The organism is Pararhodobacter sp., from assembly GCF_034676075.1.
Lineage (GTDB): Bacteria > Pseudomonadota > Alphaproteobacteria > Rhodobacterales > Rhodobacteraceae > Pararhodobacter.
In genome coordinates, this window is sequence record NZ_JAUCCQ010000118.1 from 1 (window position 1) to 12,214 (window position 12,214).

Here is a 12,214-nt window from a genome sequence, read left to right on the forward strand (position 1 = left end):
CCGGTGCCCGAGGCCGGGGCCGAGACGAGGATGCCCTTCATTCCTTCGACCCCGCATAGACGGAATCGGCCGATTGCGGGCGGAAGCGGCGGTCGTAATCCACGGCATAGAGGCAGCTTTCCTCGAAGCCCTCCGCCCCCAGCGCAGGCCCCACCAGAATCAGCGCCGTCCGCTCCATCGAGCCTGCCACCTGCTCCTCGATGGTCGCCAGCGTCCCCCGGACGATCCGCTGCTCGGGCCATGTCGCCCGCCAGACCACGGCGACCGGGCAGTCGCCGCCATAGGCCGGGACCAGATCGGCGACCGTCCGCTCAAGGTTATGGATCGACAGATGGATGCAGAGCGTCGCCCCGGTCGCCGCGAAATTCACCAGCGTCTCGCCTTCGGGCATCGCACTCGCCCGCCCCGGCGTCCGGGTCAGCACCACCGATTGCGCGAGGCCCGGCAGCGTCAGCTCCGCCCCCAGCGCGGCGGCGGCGGCGGCGAAGGCAGGGACGCCCGGCGTCACGGTATAGGGAATGCCCAGCTCTCGCAGGCGCCGAAGTTGCTCGCCCATCGCCGAATAGACCGACAGGTCGCCGGAATGCAGCCGCACCACGTCCTTGCCCTCGGCATGGGCCGCCGCGATCTCGTCCATGATCTGATCGAGCGACAGGGGCGCCGTGTTGACGATCCGCGCCCCCTCAGGGCAATGGCCGAGGATCGCCTCGGGCACCAGCGAGCCGGCATAGAGGCAGACGGGCGCGGCGGCGATGATGTCGCGGCCCCGCAGCGTCAGCAGGTCCGGCGCGCCGGGTCCGGCGCCGACGAAATGGACGGTCATGCGTGGCCTCCTTCGGCAAGGGCGCAGGTCGCGAGCCGGTCGGGCGAGACGGCGCGCGGGCCCAGCAGATACGCGCCGGGACCGGCCGCGGCAAGCGCACAGGCCTCGGCGACCGAGCCGGTACCGCGAGCGTTGCGGCTGGCCTCGGATTGGGTGAGCGTTTCCGGCAGGGGCCCGGCCACCGGGATGAGCGGCAGGTTCAGCGCCTCGGCCAGCGGTGCCAGCGCCGGGGCCTTGTCGGCGAGCGTCGCCAGCGCCTCGGGCGCCCCGCCGGTCGCGGCCAGTGCGCCTTGCAACGAGGCCAGCGTCGCCCGCGAAGAAAACCCGAACCCCGCCACGATCATCCCGCTGCCCGCCGTCCCGTAGGCTGCGCGTCAGTGCACCATCCCCTCGCAGCCGTCACAGAACCATGCTCCATTGCACAATCGGATAGGCCGATTTCCACCCGCGCCGCGAGCCCAGGGGCGCCGCTTCGGCCAGTTCCACCCGCAACAGGCTGCCGCCCCTGGCCCCGTGCCACAGCGCCAGCAGCGCCTCGGATTCCAGCGTCACGGCATGGGCGACCAGCCGCGTCCCCTTGGGCAGCAGGCCGGCAAGCTGGGTCAGCAGCGCCTCCGACAGCCCCCCGCCGATGAAGACCGCATCCGGCAGCGGCTGGCCTTCCAGCACCGCCGGCGCCCGCCCCTCGGTCACCACCAGCCGCTCGACCCCCAGCCGCCGCGCATTCTCCCGCGCCCGCGCCGCCCGGCCCGGATCGGCCTCGAAGCCGATGGCCCGCGTCGTCGGATGGCTCAGCAACCACTCGATGCCGATGGAGCCCGACCCCGCGCCGATATCCCACAGGAGTTCGCCCGGCCGGGGCGCCAGCGCCGACAGGGCCAGCGCCCTGACCGGCCGCTTGGTGATCTGCCCGTCATGCGCGAACCACTCGTCCCCGCGCCCCGAGGCCGCGCCCAGCACCGCGCCCGCCCCGGCGACGCTGATCGCCACCGCCACCGGATGCTGCACGTGGTCCAGCGCATAGCCCTCGGCCAACACCCGCCGCACCCGCTCGCGCGGCCCGCCCAAGGCTTCCAGCACCACCAGTTCCGAGGCCCCGAACCCTTCGCCCGACAGCCACGCCGCCAGCTCCGCCACCGCCGCCCCGTCGCGCAAGGTCACGAGCGCCCGCGCCCCCGGGGCCAGCATCGGCCGCAACCGCGTCACGGGCGCCGCATGCAGGCCCAGACAGGCCACGCCCTCCAGCCCCCAGCCCAACCGCGCCGCCGCCAGCGAAAAGCACGACGGCCCGGGCACGGCCAGCCATTCCCCGGGCGCCAGCGCCTTGGTCACCACCGTTCCCGCCCCGAACCAGAAGGGATCGCCCGAGGCCAGCATCACCACCCGCCGCCCGCGCATCGCCATCAGCAGCGGCAACCCCTCGGCAAAGGGCACCGGCCACGCGACCCGCTCCGCCGCCAGATCCGGCAGCAGCGCCAGATGCCGGGGCGGGCCGATCACCACCTCGGCCCCTTGCAGCGCGGCGCGGCTTGCGTCAGTCAGCCCCTCGGGGCCATCCTCGCCCAGCCCCAGGATCGTCAGCCACGGAGTGTCAGCCATGCCCAATATCCTCCTCCTCGGCGGCACGATGGAAGCAAGCGCCATGGCCCGCCGCCTGGGCGACCGGGGCCTTGCCGCGACGCTCTCCTACATGGGCCGCGTCGAACGCCCGAAACCGCAACCGATCCCGGTGCGCATCGGCGGCTTTGGCGGCGTGCCGGGGCTGGTACAGTACCTGGCGGACCAAAGGATCACCCATGTGATCGACGCCACCCACCCCTTCGCCGCGCAGATGAGCAGCAACGCCGTCGCCGCCTGCGCCCAGACGCAAACGCCCCTGATCGCCCTGACCCGCCCCGCCTGGCAACCAGTCCCCGGCGACGACTGGCAGCGCGTGCCCGACATGGCGGCGGCGGTTGCGGCGCTGGCGGGCCCGCCACGGCGCATCATGCTGGCCATCGGCCGCATGCATCTGGCCGAGTTCGCCGCCCAGCCCCAGCACCATTACCTGCTGCGCCTGGTGGACGCGCCGACGGAAACCCCGCCGCTGCCCCACCATACCGTCACCATCGACCGCGGCCCCTTCAGCGCCGAGGCCGACGAGGCCCTGATGCGCGCGCACGCCATCGAGCTCATCGTCGCCAAGAACGCCGGCGGCACCGGCTCGGTCTCGAAACTTCAGGCCGCCCGCGCCCTCAACCTCCCGGTCCTGATGATCGACCGCCCGCATCTGCCCCCGCGCCACGAGACCCACGACCCGGAAGAGGTGGTGCGCTTCGTCAGCCCCTGACCCCTTCTTTGCGCTGAAAATATCCCGGGGGGGTCCGGGGGGGCAGCGCCCCCCCGGCGGGTCGCCCGAGGCGCCCGCGCCAGCGGGCAACGAGGGCGAAACCCCTCTCACGCCGATCTCGGGGTATAGAGCCACGGTCCCGCCGGGCCCTCGATCACACGCGTCGCCGAATTGCCGACGATGACCATGGTCCGCATATCCGCCATCTCGGGCGTGCACTCGGGCAAGGGCACGATGCGCAGGCTTTGCTCGGGCGTCGACACCGCGCGGGCAAACAGCACCGGGCGCGCATCGCGGCAGGCCTCATTCAGCACCTCCAGCGTCCGGGCGAAGCCCTCGGGCCGGGATTTCGAGCGGGGGTTGTAGAAGGCCATGGCGAAATCGGCCTCGGCCGCCAGCCTCAGCCGCTTCTCGATCAGCGCCCAGGGTTTCAGGTTGTCGCTGAGGTTGATGGCGCAGAAATCGTGGCCCAGGGGCGCGCCCGCCGCCGCCGCCGCCGCCAGCATGGCGGTGATGCCGGGCAGCACCCGGATCTCCAGCGCGCGCCAGCCCAGAGGCCCCGCCTCCAGCGCCTCGAACACCGCCGAGGCCATGGCGAAGACCCCGGGATCGCCCGAGGAAACCACCACCACCTTCCGCCCCGCCGCCGCCATCTCCAGCGCGTGGCGTGAGCGGTCCAGCTCCACCCGGTTGTCCGAGGGGTGCAAGGTCAGCCCCTCGCGCGGCGCCACCCGGGCGACATAGGGGATATAGCCCACCACGTCCGTGGCCTCGGCCAAAGCCGCCTCGACCTCGGGCGTCACCAGCGTCTCGCGCCCGGGCCCCAGACCCGCCACGACTACCCAACCATTTCTGTCTGGCGCGATGCCGGACGCGAAACCGGTGCCCACTTTCGCTGGCATCGCGCTCATGGCCGCCGCCCCTGCCCATGGATCAGCGCGATCGAGAAATAGGGCGCGGCCTCCACCTCGGCGAGTTTGCGCACCCTTTCGCCCGCCATCGCCGCGTATTCCACCAGCCAGGCGTCCGCCATCCGCCCCGCCGTCTCGGCCGCGCGTTTCAGCTTTGCCAGGTTCTGGCCGATCTTCATCACCACCAGCGCGTCGGTTCCGGCGATCCGGGCGGTCAGCGCCGCCTCGGGCAGGGTCGCGGGGGCCACGGTCAGCACATCGTCGCCCCAGGTGATCGGGGCGCCGGTGGCGGCCCAGGCGGCGGTCATGCCGGTGATCCCGGGCACGATCCGCACCGGCACGAAGGGCGCGAGCCGGGTGTAGAGATGCATGAACGAGCCGTAGAAGAACGGGTCGCCCTCGGCCAGCACCACCACATCCTCGCCCGCCTCGGCCAGCGCCCGCAGGGGCGCCGTCACTTCTTCGTAGAAACCCGAAAGAGCCGCGACATAGCGCGGGTCGTCCAGCGGGATCTCGGTCGTTACCGGGTAGTCCATCGGCAGTTCCACGACATCGGCGCGCAGCATCCCGTCGACGATCTTCCGCGCCTGCCCCATCCGCCCTGCCTTGCGGAAATAGGCGATGTGCCGCGTGCCCCGGACCAGCCGGTCGGCGCGCACGCTCATCAGATCCGCCGCGCCGGGGCCGAGGCCCACACCATGCACCGTCCCGGTCATTCCTTGCGGCTCGCGATGGCGTTGATCGCGGCGACGGTGATGGCCGAGCCGCCCAGCCGCCCCTCGACGATGCAGCAGGGGACGGGTTGCACCTGCCAGAGCGCGTCCTTCGATTCCATGGCGCCGACGAAGCCGACCGGGCAGCCGATGATTGCGGCGGGGCGCGGGCAGGCCGGGTCTTCCAGCATGTTCAGCAGGTGGAAGAGCGCGGTCGGCGCATTGCCGATGGCCACCACCGCCCCCGCCAGATGCGGGCGCCAGAGTTCCAGCGCCGCGGCCGAGCGGGTATTCCCCATGGCCTTCGCCATCCCGGGCACCTCCGGGTCATGCAGGGTGCAGATCACCGCGTTGTCGGCCGGCAGGCGGAAGCGCGTGACGCCTTCCGACACCATCCGCGCATCGCAGAGGATCGGCGCCCCCGCTTCCAGCGCCCCCCGCGCGGCGGTCACAAACCCCGGCGACATCTTCACGTAATCCTCCAGCCCGACCATGCCGGCGGCGTGGATCATGCGGACCACGACCTGTTCCTCGTCGGGGTCGAACCGGGCGAGATCGGCCTCGGCGCGGATTGTGGCAAAGCTCTGCCGGTAGATCGCGGCGCCGTCGGTTTCATAGGTCCAGGGCATTCAGTGGGCTCCGAAATGGGCGCGCACCTGCTCGGCGCTCAGCCCGTGATGGGTCAGGGGATCGCCCGCGCGGGCGTTCAGCGCCACGCCGTAAGCGCCGTTTTCGCCGGTGATGACGACATCGGCGGGCCCGGGCCGGGCGCAGCCCTTGGCGCAGCCGCTGACATGCAGGCGGCCTTTGACATGGGGGGCCAGCGCCAGCGCCAGCGCGCGGGTCTCGACACTGGATTGCGGGCAGAAGGGGGCGCCGGGGCAGGCATCGACGCGCAGCTCCGGCGCCTCGGGGTTCCACAGGAGCCCCGAGCGCGGCCCGGGAGTGGCGTCAAGGAGCAGCAGCACCCGCCAGGGCGTCACGCGGATCGCGCTGGCTTCGCTGTCGAGGATCGCTGCGGCAAGGTCGGCGGCCTGAACCTGCCCGAAGGCCGCGCCATGGATCGCCCCCAGCGCATGCGGTCCGGGCCGCAGCGGCAGGCGCCGCGCGGCCGGGGCGAGGGTGGGCTCGGCCCAGTCGGGCAGGGGGGCGTGGTGGCGGGCCATGCGCCCGGCCTCGGCCCCGCCCGAGGTCACGAACCATTCGCAAAGCCGGATCAGCGTGTCGATCTCGGTCCCCGGCAACAGGCGGATACCCAGCGGATAGCCCTCGGGCCGCAGGATCAGCCCGCGATGGCTGCCGCGTTCGATGCGGAAATCGGCGGGCGTATCGCGCAGCTTCGGCCCCGGTCCCGCGTCGATGGCAAAGCCCATCTTCGGCGGCAGGTCGGGCAGCTCGCCCAGCCGGTCCAGCAGCGCCAGCGTCAGGCGGTGGGTGTCGTCGCCCTCGGCCCAGGTCGGGGCCACGAGGATGTTGCGGCGGCCCTCGGTCTCCACATCGGCGTCGATCAGGCCCAGTTCGGTCAGCGCTGCCAGCAGGTCGGGCAGGGCGCCCGGCTGGACGCCCCGGACCTGCAGATTGGCGCGGTTGGTCAGGTCGATCAGCCCCGCGCCGAAGTCCTCGGCCGCAGCGCAGAGGCCCAGCGCCTGCGCCGCGCTAAGTTCCGCCAGCCGGGGCCGCACGCGCACCACGTAGCCGTCGCCCGACAGCATCGGCCGCAGCGCGCCGGGACACCAGCCCTTGACCTCGAAACTCATGGGTTCAGCCCCGCCAGGATCGAATTCCTCCGTGTGGACCAGAGGCCCGCGCGGTGCAAGTCGGCAAAGCGCGCCTCCATCGCGGCCAGCGCCTGCGGGTTCTCGCGGTCGAGGAAATCGCGGACCTCCGCGCGGCCCAGCGTCGCCTCATGGTAAAGGTCGAAGAGCTGCGGCGGCACGGCGGCGGCCAGATGCGCGAAGGCGCCGAGGTGGTCGAGCGTCGCGGCGATCTCGGCGGCGCCGCGGAAGCCGTGGTTCATCATGCCGTCGATCCACTTGGGATTGGCGGCGCGGGCGCGGACGACGCGGGCCAGTTCCTCGGTCAGGCTGCGGGCCTTGGGCCGCGCAGGGTCCGTCGCGTCGAGGTGATAGAGCGCAGCCTTGCCGCCGGTGATCTTCTGGGCGGCCGCGAACCCCGCTTCATGGGCGGCGTAGTCCGCGGCCAGCAGCAGGTCGGTTTCCGGCAGGTCCTGCAGGTGGACGAAAGCATCGGCGTGGCGAACGCGGGCTTTCAGCCCCTCGGCATCCTCCTCGCCCGTGTCGAGCGCGTGGGACGAGGCGGCGAGCCATGCCTCGCCGGCCGCCTTGCGGGCGTCCTCGGTGTAGGTGTCGGGCGTCTCGCCCATGTTCAGCCCATAGGTGCCGGGCTTCGGCCCGTAGACCCGGCTCAGATCCTCGCGGCCCGCATAGGGGTTCCAGTCCGGCGCCTCGTCCCGCGCGGCCAGCGCCCGGATGGCGGTGGCGAAGAGGGCCGAGAGGTCGGGGAACACGTCGCGGAACAGGCCACTGACCCGCAGCGTCACGTCCAGCCGGGGCCGGTCCAGTTCCGCGATCGGCAGGATCTCCACCCCTGAGACCCGGCCGGTGTCGCCGTCCCAGACCGGTTTCGCGCCGATCAGATGCAGGGCCATGGCGAATTCCTCGCCCGCCGTGCGCATCGTGGCGCTGCCCCAGAGGTCGACGACCAGCCCCTGCGGAAACTCGCCGTGGTCCTGCAAATGGCGGCGCACCAGTTCCTCGGCCAGCGTCACGCCCTGGGCATGGGCGGCGCGGCTGGGTACGGTGCGGGGGTCGGTGGTAAAGAGGTTGCGCCCGGTCGGCAGCACATCCCTCCGCCCCCGCCAGGGCGAGCCCGAGGGGCCGGGGGCGACGAAACCGCCCCGCAGCGCGGTCAGCAGCCCCTGCATCTCGGCCGCGCCCTGCTCGCCCGCGCCGAAGACATGCAGCCCCTCGCCGAACTGGCTTTCCTTCACGTCGCAGACGAAACGGTCGATGCGGGTGATCGCCTCGGCCAGCGAGGTTGCGCGGGTGAGGCCCAGCTCATCCTCCAGCCCCAGCGCCTGTGCCTCAGTGCGGATGTCCTGTTGCAGGCGGTCGCGGCGGGCGGGGTCGAGGCCGTCGGCGTTGGAGAATTCGTCGAGCAGCGCTTCCAGCCGGGTCGTGCCCGCGCCCGCCTGTGCCTCGGTCAGGGGCGGCGGGACATGGCCCAGCGTCACCGCGCCCAGCCGCCGCTTGGCCTGCGCGGCCTCGCCCGGGTCGTTGACAATGAACGGGTAAAGGACCGGCAGGCCCCGGGTCAGCGCCTCGGGCCAGCATTGGTCCGACAGGGCCACGGATTTGCCCGGCAGCCATTCCAGCGTGCCATGGGCGCCGATGTGGATCAGCGCATCGGCCTGCTGGCGGAGCCAGAGGTAGAAGGCGACATAGGCGTGGCAGGGGACCTTGGCGACATCGTGGTAATCGGCGTCCCGGGCGGTGACCTGCCCGCGTTCGGGTTGCAGGGCGATCAGCGCGTTCCCGGCGCGGATCGCGGCGAAACGGAAAGCGCCGTCTTCGAGGCTGTCGTCCTCCTCGGGATCGCCCCAGGCGAGGTGGATATCCTCCTGCAATTCCTGCGGCAGGCGGGCCAGCGCGAGCCGGTAATCGAAGAGCGACCACTCGATGCGGGCGGTTTCCAGCGCCTTGGGATCGGCGGGCGCGGTGGCGTAGCCCTCGGTGCCGAGCGCCTCCAGAATCGCCCCGGCCGAGGCCAGCGCATCCAGCCCCACCGCATGCGCCATCTGCCAGGATTTGCCGGGATAGGTCGACAGCACCAGCACCGGGCGGATCTGCGCCTTGGGCTTGGTGGCCAGGCGGTGCCAGGCCATGACCCGTTCGATCAACGCGGCGATCCGCTCGGGGTCGGCCCGGTGATGGATGCGGGCGAATTGCAGGTCGGGGTCGGGGTCCGAGGCGCCCTTGAAGCTGACGACCGAGCCGAAGATCCGCCCGTCCACCTCGGGCAGCACCACATGCATGGCAAGATCGGCGGGCGAAAGGCCCCGGTCGGAGGTATCCCAGGCCGCGCGCGGGTTGGTCGCCAGCGCCACTTGGAACACCGGCACCCCAGCGGCATCGAGGGGCGAGGCACCGCCATCCCGGGCGCTGAAAGCGGTGGCGTTGACGATGGCGGCGGGGGCGAGGTGTGTCACCCACCGCTCCAGCCAGCCCCGCGCGCCGGGGGCTTTCAGCGAGGGGGCGAAAAGGCCGATCACGTCATAACCCGCCGCATCGAAGGCCCGGGCGATGGCCTCCAAGGGCTCGGTATCGGCGGCGGTCAGATAGGCCCGGTAGAAGATCAGCAGGATCCGGGGGCGGGCGCCGAAGCCGAGCGCCGCGGGGCAATGCACGCCCTCGGGCGTCCAGCCGCCGACCTCGGGCATGGTGCGGATGCCGCGCACCGGCGGGGCGTAGAGGCCGCAGGCCAGCGAGAATTGCTGGAGCGCCGCCTGCGCCGCCACCGCCCCGCCCTGATCGCAAAGGTGCTGCAAGCGGCGCAGCGTGGAGACCGGCAGCGTGCTGATCGCGTCGAGCTGCGGGTCGGGGCGGCCATCGGCGGGCAGAACGGCCAGCGCCAGCCCGGTGCGGCTGGCCAGCGCCTGCAACTGCTGCAAGCCGTAGGACCAATAGGGCACGCCGCCGATCAGCCGGATCAGCACGCCCTTGGCGCCGGCCAGCGTGTTCTCGACATAGGTATCGACCGAAAGCGGGTGTTTCAGCGCCGCGAGGTTGGCGAGGCGCAGGGTAGGATGGGCAATATTGCCCATCCTACGGGCCCGGTGGAACCCTTCCGCGAAAGCGCCGAGGTCGGAATCGGAAAACGACAGCACCACCAGATCCGCGGGCGTCTGCCCCAGATCCTGCGGTGTGGCCGTCTCCTCGAGCCCGTGGCTTTCGCGGAAGAGGACGTGCATCAGAGACCCAGCGCGGCCTTGATCGCCGCCTCGTCGATGCGGTCATGCTCGGCGATGACCACGAGCGAGGTCTGCCGCGCCTCGCCCGGTTTCCAGGCCCGGTCGAACTGGTGGCGGACGCGCGCGCCCACCGCCTGCACCAGCGCCCGCATCGGCTTGCCGGTCACGGCGACATAGCCCTTCACCCGCAGGATATCGAGGTCGCGCGCCATCTGCTCGATCTTCACGGCCAGCGCCGGCAGGTCGGGCACTTCGCCCAGCTCCACCACCACGGTGTCGAAATCGTCATGCTCATGGTCGTCATGGCCATCGTGATGCGAGGGGCGGGCGGCGATATCGTCCTCGGCCGCGGCGCCAAGGCCGAGGATCACCCGGGGATCCACCGCGCCCTCGGTCACTTCGACCACCGGCAGCGGGCGGGGCGCCTCGGCTGCGATGACGGCGCGGGCGGCAGCGATGCCCTCGGGGCCCGCCAGATCGGCCTTGGTCAAGAGCACCACATCGGCGCAGGAGATCTGATCCTCGAAGACTTCGCTGAGCGGCGTCTCGTGGTCGATGCTCTCATCCGCCGCGCGCTGGGCGTCGACGGCGGCCACGTCCGGCGCGAAACGGCCTGCGGCGACGGCCTCGGCATCGGCCAAAGCGATGACGCCATCCACGGTGATGCGCGAACGGATCGCCGGCCAGTCGAAGGCCTTGAGCAGCGGTTTCGGCAGGGCGAGGCCCGAGGTCTCAATCAGGATGTGATCGGGGCGCGGGGTCATGGCCAGCAGCGCCTCGACGGTCGGCACGAAATCATCAGCCACAGTGCAGCAGATGCAGCCATTGGCCAGCTCGACGATGTTTTCCTCGGGGCAATCGGGGATCGCGCAGCGCTTCAGGATCTCGCCATCGACGCCCAGCGTGCCGAATTCGTTGACCACCACGGCCAGCCGCCGCCCGCCCGCGTTGCGGATCAGATGCGAAATCAGCGTGGTCTTGCCCGAGCCGAGGAAGCCGGTGACGATGGTGACGGGGGTTTTGCTCAGATCGGTCATTCAGGCCTCCAGCGGCGGGATACGGGCGATGCAGTTCTTGCGCAGGTGTTCGGGGCGCTCGCGCCAGGGGATCAGCCCCTGCGGCGCGGCGGCATAGCGGGTGGCGCCGTCGATCAGCACCTCGGCCTGATCGGGGGCGAGATTGCCATAGACATAGGTCCAGTTGCCGGGCCCGCGCAGGGCCACGGTGCAGCCCCGGGTGCAGTTCGACAGGCATTCGGTGCGCTTGAGCGCCACGCCCGGCGGCAACCGGCCCTCCAGCGCCTCGGCCAGCAGCAGGCCGGGGCGCGCGGCCGCGGGGTCGGGGTCGCGTTCGTCGCGATAGCGGCAGGTCACGCAGACCAGAAGTTCGACCGTCTCGGCCATCGGGCACTTTCTGGCAGGGTGCGCGCGCGGAGCCCGGAACAGGACCCGTCACCGGCACACCCCGTCCGGTTGGTTGTCTCTCGGCGCTGGCAGGTCTCCCGGCTTGCGGAGTCCAGGTTTCCCTGCGGCAGCCCGCCTTCCCGGCTTTCGCCAGTGGCTTGGACGGCCCCTCCGGTCACGGTCGCGGGGGCGGCTGCGCTTTCCGTCCAGGCCGACTTAGGCTTGACCCGGGTACGCATTCCCTTTTCACCTGCCCCGGAGGACAGGCACCAACCCTGCGGACATGCGCTGCGGGGGCTTTCAAGTCAAGCAAGGATGCGACGGATGACGGACGGGGACGACAGCGGGGCCGAGAAGCACCGCGAGAAGATGCAGAAGATCAAGGCCGCGCGCGACCGGATGAAGGAAGCTCGTCAGGGCGAGAAGGGGCTGGTGATCGTCCATACCGGGCCGGGGAAGGGGAAGTCCTCCTCCGGCTTCGGGATGATCCTGCGGGCCATCGCCCATGAGATGCCCTGCGCCGTGGTGCAGTTCATCAAGGGCAGCTGGGACACCGGGGAACGGCGGCTGCTGACTACGCATTTCGGCGACCTCTGCCAGTTTCATGCGATGGGAGAGGGCTTCACCTGGGAGACGCAGGACAAGGCCCGCGACATCGCCGCCGCGCGACGGGGCTGGGAAAAGGCCAAGGAGCTGATCCGCGATCCCGCGATCCGCATGGTGCTGCTGGACGAGATCAACATCGCGCTCAGGTACGATTACCTCGACGTGGCCGAGGTGGTGGCCTTCCTGCGCGACGAGAAACCCGAGATGACGCATGTCGTGCTGACCGGGCGGAACGCGAAGCCGGAGCTGATCGAGCTGGCCGATCTGGTGACCGAGATGACGCTGGTGAAGCACCCGTTCCGGTCGGGGATCAAGGCTCAGGCCGGGGTCGAGTTCTGAGGGGTTTCGCCCTCGTTGCCCGCTGTCGCGGGCGCGAAGTCCCTGGAGACGAAACGGGGGCGACCAGCGGCGCGGCGTGCCGCCGCGCCGAAGAAGGGGG

12 protein-coding genes and 1 riboswitch are annotated in these 12,214 nt (G+C 71.4%); of the genes, 2 read left to right on the forward strand and 10 right to left on the reverse strand.

The genetic code is table 11. From position 1 onward, the window contains the following. Positions 1 to 37: 37 nt before the first annotated feature. The 3 genes from cobM to cbiE are packed head-to-tail and all read right to left on the reverse strand — an operon-like array spanning position 38 to position 2,422. The gene (gene cobM / locus VDQ18_RS19575) at positions 38 to 823 is read right to left on the reverse strand and encodes a precorrin-4 C(11)-methyltransferase (protein ID WP_323022583.1); all 786 of its coding nucleotides are present in this window, start codon (positions 821 to 823) and stop codon (positions 38 to 40) included. Further along, a complete protein-coding gene (locus VDQ18_RS19580) occupies positions 820 to 1,167 on the reverse strand; it encodes a cobalamin biosynthesis protein (RefSeq protein ID WP_323022584.1) in 348 nt (115 codons plus the stop codon). Before VDQ18_RS19580 ends, cobM begins: the two co-directional genes overlap by 4 nt. A 55-nt stretch (positions 1,168 to 1,222) precedes the next feature. Continuing rightward, entirely contained in the window at positions 1,223 to 2,422 is a 1,200-nt protein-coding gene (gene cbiE, locus VDQ18_RS19585; RefSeq protein WP_323022585.1) for a precorrin-6y C5,15-methyltransferase (decarboxylating) subunit CbiE, read from the reverse strand. Between cbiE and VDQ18_RS19590 the strand changes: the two genes are divergently transcribed. Then, complete coding sequence (locus VDQ18_RS19590) at positions 2,421 to 3,152, forward strand: cobalt-precorrin-6A reductase (RefSeq protein WP_323022586.1); 732 nt, start codon at positions 2,421 to 2,423, stop codon at positions 3,150 to 3,152. The two genes, cbiE and VDQ18_RS19590, sit on opposite strands and share 2 nt — an antisense overlap. Before the next feature lie 107 nt (positions 3,153 to 3,259). Here the strand turns inward: VDQ18_RS19590 and cobJ are convergent, their stop codons facing one another. The 7 genes from cobJ to VDQ18_RS19625 are packed head-to-tail and all read right to left on the reverse strand — an operon-like array spanning position 3,260 to position 11,169. Then, entirely contained in the window at positions 3,260 to 4,054 is a 795-nt protein-coding gene (gene cobJ, locus VDQ18_RS19595; RefSeq protein WP_323022594.1) for a precorrin-3B C(17)-methyltransferase, read from the reverse strand. Positions 4,055 to 4,059: 5 nt separating this feature from the next. Beyond that, a complete protein-coding gene (gene cobI, locus VDQ18_RS19600) occupies positions 4,060 to 4,779 on the reverse strand; it encodes a precorrin-2 C(20)-methyltransferase (RefSeq protein WP_323022587.1) in 720 nt (239 codons plus the stop codon). Further along, complete coding sequence (locus tag VDQ18_RS19605) at positions 4,776 to 5,405, reverse strand: precorrin-8X methylmutase (protein ID WP_323022588.1); 630 nt, start codon at positions 5,403 to 5,405, stop codon at positions 4,776 to 4,778. Before VDQ18_RS19605 ends, cobI begins: the two co-directional genes overlap by 4 nt. After that, positions 5,406 to 6,533, reverse strand: a complete 1,128-nt coding sequence (locus VDQ18_RS19610) for a cobalamin biosynthesis protein CobG (RefSeq protein ID WP_323022589.1) — start codon at positions 6,531 to 6,533, stop codon at positions 5,406 to 5,408. After that, positions 6,530 to 9,766: a cobaltochelatase subunit CobN gene (cobN, locus tag VDQ18_RS19615; protein WP_323022590.1), complete on the reverse strand. Its 3,237-nt coding sequence runs from the start codon at positions 9,764 to 9,766 to the stop codon at positions 6,530 to 6,532. The genes VDQ18_RS19610 and cobN overlap by 4 nt, the downstream gene beginning before the upstream one ends. Next, positions 9,766 to 10,803, reverse strand: a complete 1,038-nt coding sequence (gene cobW, locus VDQ18_RS19620) for a cobalamin biosynthesis protein CobW (RefSeq protein ID WP_323022591.1) — start codon at positions 10,801 to 10,803, stop codon at positions 9,766 to 9,768. Before cobW ends, cobN begins: the two co-directional genes overlap by 1 nt. Further along, a complete protein-coding gene (locus VDQ18_RS19625; RefSeq protein ID WP_323022592.1) occupies positions 10,804 to 11,169 on the reverse strand; it encodes a DUF1636 domain-containing protein in 366 nt (121 codons plus the stop codon). A 70-nt stretch (positions 11,170 to 11,239) separates the two neighbouring features. Further along, positions 11,240 to 11,458: riboswitch (cobalamin riboswitch) on the reverse strand. 35 nt (positions 11,459 to 11,493) lie between these two features. On the opposite strand from VDQ18_RS19625, the gene cobO reads away from it, so the two are divergent. Continuing rightward, on the forward strand, positions 11,494 to 12,114 hold the full coding sequence (gene cobO / locus VDQ18_RS19630; RefSeq protein WP_323022593.1) for a cob(I)yrinic acid a,c-diamide adenosyltransferase: 621 nt from the start codon (positions 11,494 to 11,496) through the stop codon (positions 12,112 to 12,114). The last annotated feature ends 100 nt before the right edge of the window (positions 12,115 to 12,214 follow it).

Coding starts and splice junctions, on each gene's coding strand:
- cobM (WP_323022583.1), bottom strand. CDS start 823: ATGACCGTCCATTTCGTCGGCGCCGGACCCGGCGCGCCGGACCTGCTG.
- VDQ18_RS19580 (WP_323022584.1), bottom strand. CDS start 1,167: ATGATCGTGGCGGGGTTCGGGTTTTCTTCGCGGGCGACGCTGGCCTCG.
- VDQ18_RS19590 (WP_323022586.1), top strand. CDS start 2,421: ATGCCCAATATCCTCCTCCTCGGCGGCACGATGGAAGCAAGCGCCATG.
- cbiE (WP_323022585.1), bottom strand. CDS start 2,422: ATGGCTGACACTCCGTGGCTGACGATCCTGGGGCTGGGCGAGGATGGC.
- cobJ (WP_323022594.1), bottom strand. CDS start 4,054: ATGCCAGCGAAAGTGGGCACCGGTTTCGCGTCCGGCATCGCGCCAGAC.
- cobI (WP_323022587.1), bottom strand. CDS start 4,779: ATGACCGGGACGGTGCATGGTGTGGGCCTCGGCCCCGGCGCGGCGGAT.
- VDQ18_RS19605 (WP_323022588.1), bottom strand. CDS start 5,405: ATGCCCTGGACCTATGAAACCGACGGCGCCGCGATCTACCGGCAGAGC.
- VDQ18_RS19610 (WP_323022589.1), bottom strand. CDS start 6,533: ATGAGTTTCGAGGTCAAGGGCTGGTGTCCCGGCGCGCTGCGGCCGATG.
- cobN (WP_323022590.1), bottom strand. CDS start 9,766: ATGCACGTCCTCTTCCGCGAAAGCCACGGGCTCGAGGAGACGGCCACA.
- cobW (WP_323022591.1), bottom strand. CDS start 10,803: ATGACCGATCTGAGCAAAACCCCCGTCACCATCGTCACCGGCTTCCTC.
- VDQ18_RS19625 (WP_323022592.1), bottom strand. CDS start 11,169: ATGGCCGAGACGGTCGAACTTCTGGTCTGCGTGACCTGCCGCTATCGC.
- cobO (WP_323022593.1), top strand. CDS start 11,494: ATGACGGACGGGGACGACAGCGGGGCCGAGAAGCACCGCGAGAAGATG.